Origin of the sequence: Lysinibacillus odysseyi 34hs-1 = NBRC 100172, assembly GCF_001591965.1 — a bacterium.
Lineage (GTDB): Bacteria > Bacillota > Bacilli > Bacillales_A > Planococcaceae > Lysinibacillus_B > Lysinibacillus_B odysseyi.
The window spans coordinates 479,882-495,129 of sequence record NZ_BCVX01000002.1 but is presented as its reverse complement, the minus strand read 5'-3'; the positions used below and the strand labels follow the sequence as shown (position 1 = coordinate 495,129).

Genomic DNA, 15,248 nt, shown 5'->3' with positions numbered 1-15,248 from the left:
ATATATTCATTATAGTGTAGTAAAGAAAAAATTAGTATGAAATAGCTAAAAAGCGTCTAGGTGAAAAAAGCTTTAAAATCAATTGTGAATTTTCATACACAAATTTGTCAACAATTTGACAAGGACTATGACGAGTCGAAGTTTTTCCCTATAACTAATTGACATCAAATAACCCCTATTGTATGCTTACAAAGGGTAAGAATGATAAGGGTTTCATACAGTCAAAAGGTGTTGAAACACTTGTTATATCAAGTTTCTACTAGATTGACAGTTGAAACCAATAATTGTCAATTTGCAACGTTATACTGCGTCTGGATGAATGTCCATGTAAGCGGATTAGCTACCCAATGATGGGACAAGTTACGACAAAGGTCATAACATGCCAGGCGGCAGCCGCTGCTGAAAGCTATGAAGCTTGTAGTGCATTTACTACGATTTTATTTCACTTGATGGCCACACACAATTCCTTACTCGAAAAAAAGGTTCAGGAGATTAATTGCCAATGCTAGATTTGCATCTCATTTTCGCTATGCAGAAGAAAGCGTTATTTTTTTTGCTCGCTCTATGTGTTTTAGGCTGGGGATTTACGTCCTTTCAGACAATCTTCGCCGGGCTCGCTATAGGGGCATTCTTTGGCACGTATAACTTTTGGATTTTACTTCGACGGATGGAAAAGTTTGACCGTTCCATTAGTGAAGGGACAAAAGCCCCATCATTAGGGACGGCCCTGAGGTTTGGCTCTGGTGTTGCGGCAGTCGCAATTGCAATTTCGTTGCCACAATATTTTCACTTAATTAGCACGGTCATTGGACTAATGATGCCGTACATCTTCCTCTTAATAGAGCGGATTGTCCATCATGTAAAAAACCATTAATGTGCAAAAGAAAGAGAGGTGAATGCAGAAATGGATCATAAAAGTCCTGAGTGGATACTGGACCTTGGCTTTGTAACACTTATTTTTAACAAGTCTACAGTTCTGATGTTATTAGTTGCTGCTGCCATCGTATTCTTAATCGCTTTTATTTCGACACGTCGTTTAGCGCTTAAGCCAACAGGTATGCAAAACTTCATGGAGTGGGTAATGGACTTCGTGAAAGGCATTATCAGCAGTAATATGGACTGGAAGACAGGTGGCCGATTCCACGTGTTAGGAATTACGCTTATCATGTTTGTGGCAGTATCCAACTTGTTAGGTCTACCGTTCTCAATCATTTATAATGATTATCTATGGTGGAAATCTCCAACAGCTGACCCAACAGTTACTATGACATTAGCTGCCATGGTACTTGTATTGACGCACTACTACGGTATAAAGTTACAAGGTACTAGCGAATATACAAAAGGTTTCTTCCGCCCAATGTCATTCATGTTCCCATTAAAGATCATTGAGGAGTTCGCAAACACGCTGACTCTTGGTCTACGTCTTTACGGTAACATCTATGCAGGTGAGATTTTACTTGCGTTAATCGCAGGTTTAGCGACATCTGGTGCAGTAGGCTTCGTCGGTGCAATTATTCCGATGATGGCATGGCAAGGGTTCTCGATTTTCATCGGGTTTATCCAAGCTTTCATTTTCACTATGTTAACGATGGTTTATATGGCGCACAAAGTGAGTCACGACCATTAATTATAAATTCCCACGTTAACCCCGTGGTAATTTGAACCAACTATAAAAACATAATTTCCAAGGAGGATATTTTAAAATGACAGGTTCAATTGGTTTATTAGCAGCAGCAATCGCAATCGGTTTAGGTGCACTTGGTGCAGGTATCGGTAACGGTCTTATCGTTTCACGTACAGTAGAAGGGATCGCTCGCCAACCAGAAGCTCGCGGCGTTCTTCAAACTACAATGTTCATCGGGGTTGCATTAGTTGAGGCCCTTCCTATCATCGCGGTAGTAGTAGCATTCATCGTAATGAACAAATAATTTTGGTCTAGCGAAAAAAATGGCGAAGCAAACCTTCGCCATTCCTTTTGTATGATGTAGAGAGAAACTCTGCTCATTTACTTATGTAGTATTTAACACTGAAAGCAACGTTTTAAACATTATATATTTTTTGACTATTTACAAGCTCTTGAAGGGAGTGAAACAATCGTGGTATTTGTAGATAACCTAGTACTTGGTTCTGGAACAGGCCTGAACACAGGTGATATTCTAGCGACAGTCATCATCTTCGGTGTGTTGATGCTTCTTCTTAAAAAGTTCGCTTGGGGTCCATTAATGGGCGTTATGCAACAACGTGAAGAGTTAGTGGCAAGTGAAATCGATGCAGCTGAAAAAGCACGCAAAGAAACACATGCATTATTAGAGGAGCAAAAAGCTCTTTTAAAAGAAGCTCGTACGGAAGCACAAACAATCGTTGAAGGTGCGAAGAAACAAGCTGATGCAACACGTGAAGAAATCGTATCTGCAGCTCGCAATGAGGCGGCTCGCTTAAAAGAGTCTGCTGTACGTGATATTGAAGCTGAGAAAGAGAAAGCAATCGCTGCTGTACGTGAAGAAGTGGTTTCACTATCAGTTCTTGCTGCATCGAAAGTTCTTGGTAAAGAGATTTCCGAAGCAGATAACAGCGCATTAATTAAAGAAACGATTGCGAAGGCAGGCGAAGCGAAATGAGTCAAGTAGCTAAGCGATATGCTGAAGCATTGTTCCAGTTAGCGCGAAACCAACATGCTCTTGCTGACGTAAGTTCAGACTTGAAGGAGCTGACAAAGGCTTTTGAAACAACGCCGGAGTTGGTGGCATTACTGCAGGCTCCAAAAATCTCGTCTGACATGAAAAAAGCAATGGTATCAAATGTTTTATCTGGCGCTCATCCAGCAGTCGTGAATATGCTTCATTTATTGATCGATAAAAAGCGTATGAACGAAGTTTCCCTGGTAGCGAAAGAATTCCAAGCTTTAGCAGCAGCTGCTCAAGGTGCTGCGGAAGCAACTGTATTTTCAACTCGTACTTTAACTGATGAAGAGCGTGCAGAAATTTCAGCAGCATTCGCAAAGTTAGTAGGAATGGAAAAACTAGAAATTACAAACGTAATCGAGCCATCACTTCTTGGTGGCATTCGTGTACAAATCGGCAACTACATTTATGACAGCACGGTAGCATCTAAGCTAGAGGGTCTTAAGCGTACGTTAGTTGGTTAAATCTTAAGAAATGTGAGAGGTGAACATACATGGGCATCAAAGCTGAAGAAATCAGCAGTCTGATTAAACAGCAGATTGAGAATTACCAATCTGAATTACAAGTAAGCGAAGTTGGTACAGTTATCACAGTTGGTGACGGTATCGCTCGTGCTCATGGCCTCGACAACGCCATGGCTGGAGAGCTTTTAGAGTTCTCAAACGGTGTTATGGGTATGGCACAAAACTTAGAAGAAGGTAACATTGGTATCGTTATTCTAGGTGACTACCTAGGCATCAAAGAAGGCGATGAAGTTCGTCGTACAGGTCGTATTATGGAAGTACCAGTTGGTGAAGAACTAATTGGCCGTGTTGTAAACCCACTTGGTCAGCCAGTGGACGGTCTTGGACCAATCAACACAACAAAATCTCGTCCGATCGAAAGCCCGGCTTTCGGTGTAATGGCACGTAAATCAGTACATGAACCATTACAAACAGGTATCAAAGCGATCGACGCTTTAGTACCAATCGGCCGTGGTCAACGTGAGTTAATCATCGGTGACCGTCAAGTAGGTAAAACATCTGTAGCAATCGATACAATCTTGAACCAACAAGGTGAAAACATGATTTGTATCTACGTAGCTATCGGACAAAAAGAATCTACAGTACGTTCTGTAGTAGAAACTCTACGTAAAAATGGTGCATTAGAATATACAATCGTTGTGACAGCATCTGCTTCTCAACCAGCTCCACTTCTATTCTTAGCTCCATTTGCCGGTGTATCTATGGCAGAAGAGTTCATGCTGCAAGGTAAACACGTATTAATCGTATATGATGATTTATCAAAACAAGCATCTGCTTACCGTGAGCTTTCATTATTATTACGTCGTCCTCCAGGTCGTGAAGCTTACCCTGGTGACGTATTCTACTTACACAGCCGTTTACTTGAGCGTGCTGCGAAGTTAAATGAAACTTACCAAAACGGTTCGATCACAGCATTACCATTCGTAGAAACACAAGCAGGGGATATCTCAGCTTACATTCCTACAAACGTAATCTCGATCACAGATGGTCAGATCTTCTTACAATCTGACTTATTCAACTCAGGTGTACGTCCAGCAATCAACGCCGGTTTATCAGTATCACGTGTAGGTGGTTCTGCACAAATCAAAGCGATGAAAAAAGTAGCTGGTACATTACGTCTAGACTTAGCTGCGTTCCGTGAATTAGAGTCATTCGCTCAATTCGGTTCTGATTTAGATAAAGCAACTTTAGCTAAATTAGAGCGTGGTAAACGTACAGTTGAGGTTCTTAAACAAGATCTGAACAAACCACTTAAAGTAGAAAAACAAGTTGTTATTCTTTACGCTTTAACTCGCGGCTTCTTAGATGATATTCCAGTAGCGGATATCACTCGCTTTGAAGGCGAATTACTAAGCTGGTTAGATTCAAACCACGCTGGCGTTTTAGATCACATCCGTACAACGAAAGACCTTCCAGCAGACGCTGACCTTGCAGAAGCAATCAACGCGTTCAAAAAGACTTTCGCTAAATCTGAATAATCTTTAAAGATATTCGCGCTCGCACACACCCGATGGACGACGAACCCCGCATCCGTGCGGAGTCGTCCCAATGACCAACATCGTGTTGGCCTCAACCACTGGTGGCTCCTGACAAGTGTGCTTGCACACGCAGGAAGGAACCGAAGTGACGTCGAGGGTGTAGCGCGAATATCTGGATATCATTAAATGATAGCAACGCCTGCTTACATCCGAAAAGCGCTGGTGGGTCTTGACAAGTGTGCTTGCACACGCAGGAAGGGGCCGAAGCGACTCGAGGATGTGGCGTTAATATCTGGATATCTAAATATCCCAAGATAAAAGATCAAGTAAGGATATGAAAAAACAAAAGGTGGTGAAATACCAGTGGTAAACTTACGCGAAATTAAAGGTCGTATTAATTCTACAAAGAGTACACAAAAAACGACGAAAGCCATGCAAATGGTTTCATCTTCGAAATTACGCCGTGCAGAATCAAACGCCAAGGCTTATGTTCCTTACATGGAAAAAATCCAGGACGTAGTAGGCGCAATCGCAGCGGGTACGAAAGACAGCGGGCATCCGATGTTAACAACACGTCCTGTTAAGAAAACTGCTTACTTAGTAATTGGTTCTGACCGTGGTTTGGCAGGTGCATACAACTCAAGTATCCTCCGTCAGCTTCAACGCACGATTAACGAGCGTCACAAATCGAAAGATGAGTACGTTATTTTTGCAGTAGGTCGTGTCGTACGTGACTATTTTGTAAAACGTGATCATAATGTAATCGGCAGTGTAGTGGCTCTTCCTGACCAACCGACATTCGCTGATATTAAAGAAATCGCTCGTAATGCTGTTGGTATGTTCATCGATGGTGCATATGATGAACTTTATATGTACTATAACCACTTCGAAAGTGCTATTTCTCAAGTAGTGACGGAGAAAAAGGTTCTTCCATTGACTGATATCGCACCTTCAACTAGCAATGCTGCATATGAATTCGAGCCATCTGGTGAAGCAATTCTGGAAGTATTACTTCCACAATATGCAGAAAGCTTAATCTACGGTGCGTTACTAGACGGAAAAGCGAGTGAACATGCTTCTCGTATGACGGCAATGCGTAATGCAACAGATAATGCATCCGATTTAATTGCGGACTTATCTCTTCAATACAACCGTGCGCGTCAAGCAGCGATTACGCAAGAAATTACAGAAATCGTTGGTGGAGCTGCAGCCTTAGAATAGGCGGCACTCTACTGGCGTCGTATAAGAATACGATAGGAGGGTACACAGTAATGAATAAAGGACAAGTTATTCAAGTAATGGGTCCGGTAGTAGACGTAAAATTCGAAAACGGCCAATTACCAGCAATCTATAACGCTTTAACAGTTATGATTGAACGTCCAAATGAAGCGCCTACTTCTCTAGCTCTAGAAGTTGCGATTCACTTAGGTGACGACTCTGTTCGTACGATTGCCATGTCATCTACTGATGGCTTACAACGTGGAGCAGAAGTTACAAATACAGGAGCGCCAATCTCAGTACCGGTTGGTCAAGCTACATTAGGTCGTGTATTCAACGTACTTGGTGAAGTAATCGACTTAGGGGAAGAGGTTCCAACAACAGTTCGCCGTGATTCAATCCACCGCGAAGCTCCAACATTTGATGAATTATCAACAACAGTTGAAATCCTTGAAACAGGTATCAAAGTAGTAGACTTACTAGCTCCTTATATTAAAGGTGGTAAGATCGGTCTATTCGGTGGTGCCGGTGTAGGTAAAACTGTATTAATCCAAGAATTAATCAACAACATCGCCCAAGAGCACAGCGGTATTTCTGTATTCGCAGGTGTAGGTGAGCGTACTCGTGAAGGTAATGACTTATTCCACGAGATGACTGACTCAGGCGTTATTAAACAAACAGCGATGGTATTCGGTCAAATGAACGAACCACCTGGTGCACGTATGCGTGTTGCTTTAACTGGTTTAACAATGGCGGAATACTTCCGTGATGAAGAAGGTCAAGACGTACTATTATTCATCGATAACATCTTCCGCTTTACACAAGCAGGTTCTGAGGTTTCTGCCCTATTAGGCCGTATGCCTTCTGCGGTAGGTTACCAACCAACGCTTGCTACGGAGATGGGTAAATTACAAGAACGTATCACATCTACAACAAAAGGTTCTGTAACTTCCATCCAAGCGATCTACGTACCAGCCGATGACTATACTGACCCGGCTCCGGCTACAACGTTCGCCCACTTGGACGCAACAACAAACCTTGAGCGTAAACTATCTGAAATGGGTATCTACCCTGCGGTTGACCCATTAGCTTCGACTTCTCGTGCATTATCACCTGAAATCGTTGGGGAAGAGCACTATGCAGTAGCAACTGGTGTTCAACGTACAATCCAACGTTACCGTGAACTGCAAGATATCATCGCCATCCTTGGTATGGACGAGTTATCTGATGAAGATAAGCAAACAGTAGAACGTGCTCGTCGTATTCAATTCTTCTTATCTCAAAACTTCCACGTAGCGGAACAATTCACTGGCCAAAAAGGTTCATACGTTCCAGTTAAAGAAACTGTACGTTCATTCAAGGAAATCCTTGAAGGTAAATACGACCACCTGCCAGAAGATGCTTTCCGTTTAGTTGGTAGCATTAATGAAGTAGTTGAAAAAGCGAAAAGCATGGGCGTAGAGGTTTAATACTAACGGCTAGGAGGAAAACACATGAAGACAGTAACAGTCAATATTGTCACTCCCGACGGCCCAGTATACGATGCTGAAGTAACAATGGTTATCGCTAAAACAACTTCAGGTGAAATTGGTGTCCTTCCAGGCCATATTCCAATGGTCGCTCCACTTGCAATCGGTGCAGTGAAGCTGAAAAAAGAAGGCGGCCAAACTGAGCTTGCGGCTGTAAATGGTGGTTTTATTGAAGTGCGTCCCGACAAGATTTCGATTTTAGCTCCTTCAGCAGAAGTTGCTGAAACAATCGACCTTGCCCGTGCAAAAGCTGCGCTTGCGCGTGCCGAGCAGCGCCTTCAACAAAAACAAGATAACATTGATTTCAAACGTGCAGAATTAGCTTTACAACGCGCACTAAATCGTATCAATGTTCAAGAGGGTAATATCTAATTGCAGAGGAAGCGGGCAGATGTATTTTCTGTCCGCTTTTTTTCAAGAGGTAAGAAATAGCTCTATAGGATAAAAAGGCTTTGCTTTGGCTAAAAGATGTCCTATTGAAATCTTCAAAAGGTGATTAGGTAGTAAATTGACTACAGGTAAGTAAAAGTATTCCTGCAAGGGAAGCAAAAGCTGATCGTGCCATAATCTTGCGGTTTGCCAATGTAATGCTACATAAGATCATAGCTTTTCGCAGCTGAACAGGTACACATTTCTGAAGGAGGAATCGAAATGGATATATATTCCCAACTAGGTCAGCAGGCGATTATCGGGATCATTTCTCATCTATTTTTCATTGCTGTCACATTTTACGCGCTACAGGCGTTACGGCTGGAGCAAGTATTTAAAAAGGGAAAAACTTTTCAGATTCAAATTCTTTATATTTTGCTAAGCATCGCCATCGGTTCAACCGTTTCTAATTTTTTTATTGCCTTCTCCACATGGTCGCAGCAACTGCCGTATTTGTTCCAATGATTGGGCGATTGTGTATGTTGGAGGGGGAAACAAGGTCTTGTTTACCGCTCCAATGCCTATAATTCCCCAAATAATGTGCAAAAAATGTTTCTAAATTAGTAGATAGCGGGTAGGAAAGTAAAGAATCGCGCAATTTTTTGGATTTGTATATAATTCACGATATTACCATGTGTTGAGTATTATAAAAATGTAGCGTATTTCATCAAAATACCGTAAAATAGTGATTTGGGCGCTTGTATTAGGGAGTCCTGCAAGTTAACATGTAAATTGTTTGTATAAATAAGGACTATTAAACTTTTTTAATAAATTGTGTTTTACAGTTTCGTACAATTGTATTCGGAGGGACGAATTGTGGATAAAATTATTGTAACGGGTGGCCGTACATTAAAAGGCAGAGTGAAAGTAGAGGGCGCAAAAAATGCCGTTTTACCCATCTTGGCAGCCTCACTCTTAGCTTCAAATAAAACAAATATCATAAGAGATGTGCCAAATCTGGCTGACGTAAAAACAATCGGTGAAGTACTTAGAAGCTTAAATGCTAAAGTGGAGTATGACGCGGCAAATAACGAAATGATGATCGATGCTTCAGGAACGCTTTCAAGTGAAGCACAGTTCGAATTTGTCAGCAAAATGCGCGCTTCTATATTGGTGATGGGATCGTTACTTGCACGCAACGGCTTTGCCCGTGTAGCACTTCCGGGGGGATGTGCCATTGGCTCTCGTCCAATTGAATTACATTTAAAAGGCTTTGAGGCAATGGGAGCAGAAATTTCATTTGGCCACGGCTATGTAGAAGCGATTGTGAAGGATCGTCTGCGCGGGGCAAAAATTTATTTAGACTTCCCAAGTGTTGGTGCTACGGAAAATATTATGTCGGCAGCGGCGCTCGCTGAAGGTACGACAATTATCGAAAATGCGGCTAAGGAGCCGGAAATTGTCGATCTTGCAAACTTTATTAATGGAATGGGCGGCCGTGTAATCGGTGCCGGTACTGATACAATCCGTATTGAAGGCGTAAAAGAAATGACAGGGACGACACACTATATTATCCCTGACCGTATTGAAGCAGGTACATTTATGGTTGCGGCCGCTATTACACGTGGTGACGTTGTAATAGAAAATGCGGTACCTGAACATATGGCGGCTTTAATCGCCAAAATGCGTGAAATGGGTGTCTCAGTTACAGAGGAAGCGGAAGGTCTTCGTGTATGTGCAAACGGCCCTCTGAAGGCGGTTGATATTAAAACAATGCCTCATCCAGGATTCCCTACAGATATGCAATCCCAGCTCATGGCTTTGATGCTTACAGCAGACGGCACAAGCATCATTACAGAAACAGTATTTGAGAACCGCTTCATGCATGTGGAAGAATTCCGCCGCATGAACGCTACTGCAAAAATTGAAGGCCGTTCTGTATTTATTGAAGGAACGACAGAACTACAGGGAGCGGAAGTAGCTGCGACTGATTTACGTGCTGCTGCCTCATTAATCCTTGCCGGTCTTGTGGCAGAAGGTATGACACGTGTGACAAAACTTCATCACTTGGACCGTGGTTATGTAAACTTCCATGAAAAACTTGCTGCACTAGGCGCAGATATTGAACGCGTATCTGAAGAAGTGACAAAGGAAAAAGAACAAGCAACTGCTTAATCTTACAATATGAACTTTACAGCAATTATATGAATTCATATCATCCGCAGGCATGAAATGCTTGCGGATTTTATATTAAAAGCAGTATGCCTCTCTTTTTTCGCTATTTACTTAAGAGGAGGTAATAAGCTGCAGGCAGCAGGGCCGAGAAGCCATAAAACAGGACGTCAGCTGCTTGGACAAAGGTTCCTTGTCTATCCCTTTTTTGTTGGATTCTCTAATTTACATATATTCAAGCAGGCGAATCTCTAGTGGCAATATGACATAAAAACTTTTAAAGAAGCAGGAATGATTTATTATCCATCCCTCATAGACTGCGATATGAAAAAATATATTCTACCTCTAATCATTGTTGTCCTGCTGTTTATGATTCCATTGCAGTTTAAGAAAAAGACTTCCCCAAAAGAAGAAGTAACAGAGGAGGAATGCGAAGTTTCCATCACCTTTGCCGAATCAAATGAAGCGCTTCCGCTAGAGCAATATTTAGTGGGAGTACTGGCAGGGGAGATGCCGGCAAGCTTCGAACTAGAGGCGTTGAAGGCACAGGCAATTGCGGCGAGGACGTATGCTATTCATCAGACGAATTACGGGACAAGCCCTATCATGCAAACGACAGCTCACCAGGTGTACAAAGAGGAGCTAAATTCGAAATATGAGAAAAAGCTCAAGCGTGCGGTGAAGGAGACGAAAAACCAAATCCTTACTTATAATGGCGAACCGATTACAGCCATGTTTCATGCGGCCTCTAACGGACAGACAGAGACATCGGAAAATTTCAGCGGCACACAAATTGCCTATTTGACAACGGTTTCGTCTCCGGAGGACTATACGGATTCAAAAAGCATTACACTGGCACAGTTTAATCAGGCACTTCAAGGGAATTTCACTTTCGGACAGATCAAGCAGGCTAAAATGACACGAAACAGCACAAACCGTGTCGAGACGATTACGATTGGCAATCGGTCATGGCAGGGACGTGAATTTCGTGAGCTGCTTCAGTTAAAATCAGCAGATTTCTCGATTACCGTTGACCAGCAGGTGCATATTGAAACAAAGGGCTATGGGCACGGTGTCGGTATGAGTCAGTATGGTGCCGAGGCGCTCGCTGCAGGCGGGAAAACTGCCGAAGAAATTGTGCAGTATTATTATCCAAATACAAAACTTGAGCAACTTGCATGTTCAAAGTAAATTTTCCAAATTTTCCTGTTTAGAATCTCCAAATAGTGGTCACACTACCACTTGAGGTGATAAACAATGGGAGAGAACAAACAAACTACATCTCCAAAAACGTGGGTCGATAAACCTTGGTTTTGGCCAGCTGTTTATGCAGTTATTGCGCTTATCATGATTGCGTTTATTGTACTCTATAATGTAATGGCTACGCCGGAGGACACTGATACGCTGCAGCCTGTTTCACAGGAAGACGAAACGGTCATTGAAACAAATGCCCGTGAGGAAACAATGAAGTACCCGTTTGATGAAGCACAACTAAACAATGTGAAGATTATACAGGACTACTATGACGTGACTGCTGATGCAGAAACACGTGAAAATTCACTTCTTGTATTCAATCAAACATATTCGACATCAAGCGGCATTTCACTCGCCATCAACAGTGAACCATTCCAAGTAATGGCGGCATTAAGCGGTAAGGTAAAGGAAGTAAAGCTGGATGCATTTACTGGTAATACAGTAACGCTTGAGCATGAAAACGGCTATACGACAAGCTACTCATCGGTTGGCGACATCCTTGTTAAAGAAGGGGATGCTGTCACACAGGGAGAGCCGATTGCGACAACAATCGAGAATGAATGGAATCCGACAGCCGGTATCCACCTGTATTTTGAAGTATTAAAAGACGGCCAGCATATCAATCCAAGAACGCTATTGGCATTTTAATTCCTTTTTTGCATAATCTCCCGCCTCTACTAGGCAGGGAGATAGATGCATATGCGGCTAATTTTCGGGACTCTTTTAACTGACTGGCAGAAGGCAGGGGCAATGGCGGCTTAGTGGAACTGGAATTTAGTTCTAACGTCCATTCATGCGGCATAAGCTGAACAAACACGCGATTGAAAGGAAGAGAGCGTGCACGAGCATATTCGGCATCGCTGTGTGAAATTAGGGCAGCTGCTATTAGAGACAGGAGAGACTGTTCGCGCCATCGCTAAAATGACAGGGTATTCAAAGAGTACCGTCCATAAAGATCTGACAGAACGCCTTGAGAAGGTTAACGAGGCATTATCGGCAGAGGTCAAGGAAGTACTGGCATACCATAAATCGGTCAGGCATCTTCGTGGAGGAGAGGCGACACGGAAGAAATGGCAGCACAAATTACAATCCGATCAGCAGATCCAAATGGACAAAGAAGCGTTTTGACAAGACTACATCAGTCGTCAAAATGCTTTTTTTATTGACAAATTTAGGTCCTTTATTAACTGATAAAGGAAATGACCGATGATAAATAGTGGTGTAATTCGTCACTTAATATGATAAAATATTCAAGATAAATAGAGATGTACGTGTAGATGTTGGAAAAGCTGGGAAGGAGATTAACAAAACATGTTTTCAAAAGATATTGGCATCGATTTAGGTACGGCGAACGTACTGATCCACGTGAAGGGAAAGGGCATCGTATTGAACGAGCCATCCGTGGTGGCCATTGATAAAAAAACTAATAAGGTGCTGGCAGTCGGTGAGGAGGCGCGCCAGATGGTCGGTCGTACACCGGGCAATATTGTTGCGATCCGGCCGCTAAAGGACGGCGTAATCGCAGATTTCGAGTCAACGGAAGCGATGCTGAAATACTTCCTGAACAAGCTGAATGTGAAAGGCTTTTTATCAAAACCGCGCATTTTAATCTGCTGTCCGACAAATATTACGAGTGTTGAGCAAAAAGCAATCCGGGAAGCAGCGGAAAAATCAGGCGGCAAAAAGGTGTATTTAGAAGAGGAACCAAAAGTGGCAGCAATTGGAGCAGGGATGGACATTTTCCAGCCGAGCGGAAATATGGTAGTAGATATCGGTGGCGGAACGACCGATGTCGCAGTTCTTTCAATGGGTGATATTGTAACGAGTGAGTCGATCAAAGTTGCGGGTGATGTATTTGATAACGACATCTTACAATACATAAAGAAGCAGTATAAACTGCTGATTGGTGAGCGGACATCGGAAACAATCAAAATGACAGTCGGTACTGTTTTTTCAGCGGCGGGCCGCGATGAGGAAATGGATATTCGCGGACGTGATATGGTAACAGGGCTGCCGCGCACGATCACAATCAATTCCAAAGAAATTGAGCAGGCGCTGCGTGAATCTGTAGCGCTTATTATACAGTCGGCAAAAAACGTATTGGAAAAAACACCGCCTGAATTATCGGCGGATATTATTGACCGCGGTGTCATTTTGACAGGCGGCGGTGCACTTCTTCATGGAATCGACCAGCTATTGATGGAAGAACTGAAGGTACCGGTGTTTATAGCAGAAAATCCAATGGACTGTGTTGCGGTTGGGACAGGCATTATGCTGGATAATATTGACCGTGTTGCATCAAAGTAATGAAAAAAATTGAGGTGAACCCCTATGTTTAAAGGATTCTATACAGTTACATCAGGCATGACGACCCAGCAGCGCAAGACGGAAATTTTGACGAGCAATATGGCAAATGCCAATACGCCGGGGTTTAAGGCGGACCAATCTACAATTCGTTCATTCCCGGATATGCTGATGTCGGCTATTACAACAAATGATATCCCGACAAAAAAGGGGCTAAATACAGTAAAGGCGACACCAGTGGGCGCATTGAATGCAGGTGTGTACTTGCAGGAATCCCTATCTAACTATACCCAGGGTTCACTGCTTGAAACAGGTCTTTCGACAGATGTTGCCTTAGTTGATGGCACACTTCCAGTTGATGAGACTTCAGGAAAGCCAGGATCAATTTTCTTCCGCCTGCAACATCCGGACGGCAATGAGGCGTACACGCGGAATGGTAACTTTACGCTGGATGGACAAGGCAATCTTGTAACAGGGATGGGCTTATATGTATTAGACCGGAACGGAGAAAGAATCCAACTGCAAAATGATAATTTTACGATTTCACCAGATGGGATCATTTCTGATGAAAATGGGGTACAAGTAGCACAGCTGGGTGTATCCTTTGCAGCAAATACAGACGTTTTAATGAAGCAGGATAACGGACTATTCCGTATGCTGGAAGGAGAGGCACTTCCATCTGCTTATGAGTCTCAGGGTGTTTCATTTAGTCTTCAACAGAAGTATGTGGAAGGCTCCAATGTGGATGCAGCCCAGTCTATGACAAGTTTACTGTCAGCCTACCGCGCATTTGAGGCAAATCAAAAAGTATTACAGGCATATGATAAGAGTATGGACAAGGCAGTAAACGAAATCGGTAAGGTGTAAGGAGGTTTAACGAATGATTCGTACAATGAATACAGCAGCCAGTACACTAGGGCAAATCCAGCTGCAGCTGGATACAATCAGTAATAATATTGCCAACAGCAATACGCAGGGCTATAAGGCAAAGCAGGCGACTTTCCAGGAGCTGCTCTACCAGCAGCATAATAATGATAAATTAGACAAGACGCTCCGCCAATCACCAGTCGGCATCCGCCAAGGTGTCGGGGCGCATATTAGCCAGATTCAATCAAATGAAGCACAAGGAAGCATCCAACTGACTGGGCGTAATCTGGATTTCGCGATGACAGCAGAAAACCAATATTTCAATGTCGTAATGCAAGACGGCAGCACAGGTTTTACACGTCAAGGGAATTTCTACATGTCTCCCCAGCAGGATGGCACAAACCTTCTAGTCACAGGTGACGGATATCCAGTCCTTTCCGCGAATGGCAACACAATTTCATTTCCACAAGGCGCTACAGAATTTACAATGGCAGAAGCAGGTACATTGAATGTTGCGTATGAAGACGGACAAGTAATTCAATTTGACCTTGCTGTATCACAAATTACAAAGCCGCAAGTAATGGAACAGCTAAATGGCGGTACGTATCTTAGCCTGCCGTCCAATCTAGCAGAGCTTGGCTATGCAGAAGGTGATGTATTAACACAGTTACAAGGACAAACTCGTAATGAGGTTAGTATGCAAATAGGCGCATTGGAAATGTCGAATGTTGATTTATCGAAGGAAATGACTAATTTGATTGCAGCACAGCGGTCTTATCAATACAATTCGCGGGCAATTACGATCGCCGACCAAATGCTCGGTCTTATTAACGGCATCCGATAAAAAGTAGG

Annotated in this window: 17 protein-coding genes; all 17 read left to right on the top strand. The window is 42.9% G+C overall.

Going from position 1 to position 15,248, the window contains the following annotated elements; genetic code table 11:
- Positions 1 to 502 precede the first annotated feature (502 nt).
- The 17 genes from BOD01S_RS05065 to BOD01S_RS04985 all read left to right on the top strand — a co-directional run bounded on the left by BOD01S_RS05065 (position 503) and on the right by BOD01S_RS04985 (position 15,240).
- Positions 503 to 874: an ATP synthase subunit I gene (locus tag BOD01S_RS05065; RefSeq protein ID WP_036150815.1), complete on the top strand. Its 372-nt coding sequence runs from the start codon at positions 503 to 505 to the stop codon at positions 872 to 874.
- A 30-nt stretch (positions 875 to 904) separates the two neighbouring features.
- A complete protein-coding gene (gene atpB, locus BOD01S_RS05060) occupies positions 905 to 1,627 on the top strand; it encodes a F0F1 ATP synthase subunit A (RefSeq protein WP_036150813.1) in 723 nt (240 codons plus the stop codon).
- Positions 1,628 to 1,703: 76 nt separating this feature from the next.
- Positions 1,704 to 1,928, top strand: a complete 225-nt coding sequence (gene atpE, locus BOD01S_RS05055; RefSeq protein WP_036150810.1) for a F0F1 ATP synthase subunit C — start codon at positions 1,704 to 1,706, stop codon at positions 1,926 to 1,928.
- Positions 1,929 to 2,096: 168 nt separating this feature from the next.
- On the top strand, positions 2,097 to 2,618 hold the full coding sequence (gene atpF / locus BOD01S_RS05050) for a F0F1 ATP synthase subunit B (protein WP_036150807.1): 522 nt from the start codon (positions 2,097 to 2,099) through the stop codon (positions 2,616 to 2,618).
- Complete coding sequence (locus BOD01S_RS05045; RefSeq protein WP_036150804.1) at positions 2,615 to 3,145, top strand: F0F1 ATP synthase subunit delta; 531 nt, start codon at positions 2,615 to 2,617, stop codon at positions 3,143 to 3,145. The genes atpF and BOD01S_RS05045 overlap by 4 nt, the downstream gene beginning before the upstream one ends.
- 29 nt (positions 3,146 to 3,174) lie before the next feature.
- Positions 3,175 to 4,683, top strand: coding sequence for a F0F1 ATP synthase subunit alpha (gene atpA, locus BOD01S_RS05040; RefSeq protein WP_036150802.1), 1,509 nt, complete (start codon positions 3,175 to 3,177; stop codon positions 4,681 to 4,683).
- A 363-nt stretch (positions 4,684 to 5,046) separates the two neighbouring features.
- Positions 5,047 to 5,904 (top strand): ATP synthase F1 subunit gamma, encoded by an 858-nt coding sequence (atpG, locus tag BOD01S_RS05035; protein ID WP_036150800.1) that lies wholly within the window; start codon positions 5,047 to 5,049, stop codon positions 5,902 to 5,904.
- A gap of 50 nt (positions 5,905 to 5,954) precedes the next feature.
- Positions 5,955 to 7,370: a F0F1 ATP synthase subunit beta gene (gene atpD, locus BOD01S_RS05030; RefSeq protein ID WP_036150798.1), complete on the top strand. Its 1,416-nt coding sequence runs from the start codon at positions 5,955 to 5,957 to the stop codon at positions 7,368 to 7,370.
- A gap of 24 nt (positions 7,371 to 7,394) precedes the next feature.
- Positions 7,395 to 7,802: a F0F1 ATP synthase subunit epsilon gene (locus BOD01S_RS05025; RefSeq protein ID WP_036150795.1), complete on the top strand. Its 408-nt coding sequence runs from the start codon at positions 7,395 to 7,397 to the stop codon at positions 7,800 to 7,802.
- Between the two features lie 279 nt (positions 7,803 to 8,081).
- The gene (locus BOD01S_RS05020) at positions 8,082 to 8,324 is read left to right on the top strand and encodes a DUF1146 family protein (RefSeq protein WP_036150793.1); all 243 of its coding nucleotides are present in this window, start codon (positions 8,082 to 8,084) and stop codon (positions 8,322 to 8,324) included.
- Between the two features lie 351 nt (positions 8,325 to 8,675).
- Complete coding sequence (gene murA, locus BOD01S_RS05015) at positions 8,676 to 9,974, top strand: UDP-N-acetylglucosamine 1-carboxyvinyltransferase (protein ID WP_036150790.1); 1,299 nt, start codon at positions 8,676 to 8,678, stop codon at positions 9,972 to 9,974.
- A 321-nt stretch (positions 9,975 to 10,295) separates the two neighbouring features.
- Positions 10,296 to 11,162: a stage II sporulation protein D gene (gene spoIID / locus BOD01S_RS05010; protein WP_036150854.1), complete on the top strand. Its 867-nt coding sequence runs from the start codon at positions 10,296 to 10,298 to the stop codon at positions 11,160 to 11,162.
- A 66-nt stretch (positions 11,163 to 11,228) separates the two neighbouring features.
- Positions 11,229 to 11,873 carry a M23 family metallopeptidase gene (locus tag BOD01S_RS05005; protein ID WP_036150785.1) on the top strand — a complete coding sequence of 215 codons (645 nt, stop codon included), beginning with the start codon at positions 11,229 to 11,231 and terminating at the stop codon, positions 11,871 to 11,873.
- 189 nt (positions 11,874 to 12,062) lie between these two features.
- A complete protein-coding gene (locus BOD01S_RS05000; protein WP_036150783.1) occupies positions 12,063 to 12,353 on the top strand; it encodes a sporulation transcriptional regulator SpoIIID in 291 nt (96 codons plus the stop codon).
- A 183-nt stretch (positions 12,354 to 12,536) separates the two neighbouring features.
- Positions 12,537 to 13,532, top strand: a complete 996-nt coding sequence (gene mreB / locus BOD01S_RS04995; protein ID WP_036150781.1) for a rod shape-determining protein — start codon at positions 12,537 to 12,539, stop codon at positions 13,530 to 13,532.
- Positions 13,533 to 13,556: 24 nt separating this feature from the next.
- Positions 13,557 to 14,396: a flagellar hook-basal body protein gene (locus tag BOD01S_RS04990; protein WP_036150779.1), complete on the top strand. Its 840-nt coding sequence runs from the start codon at positions 13,557 to 13,559 to the stop codon at positions 14,394 to 14,396.
- A gap of 13 nt (positions 14,397 to 14,409) precedes the next feature.
- Positions 14,410 to 15,240 carry a flagellar hook-basal body protein gene (locus tag BOD01S_RS04985; protein WP_036150777.1) on the top strand — a complete coding sequence of 277 codons (831 nt, stop codon included), beginning with the start codon at positions 14,410 to 14,412 and terminating at the stop codon, positions 15,238 to 15,240.
- Positions 15,241 to 15,248 lie beyond the last annotated feature (8 nt).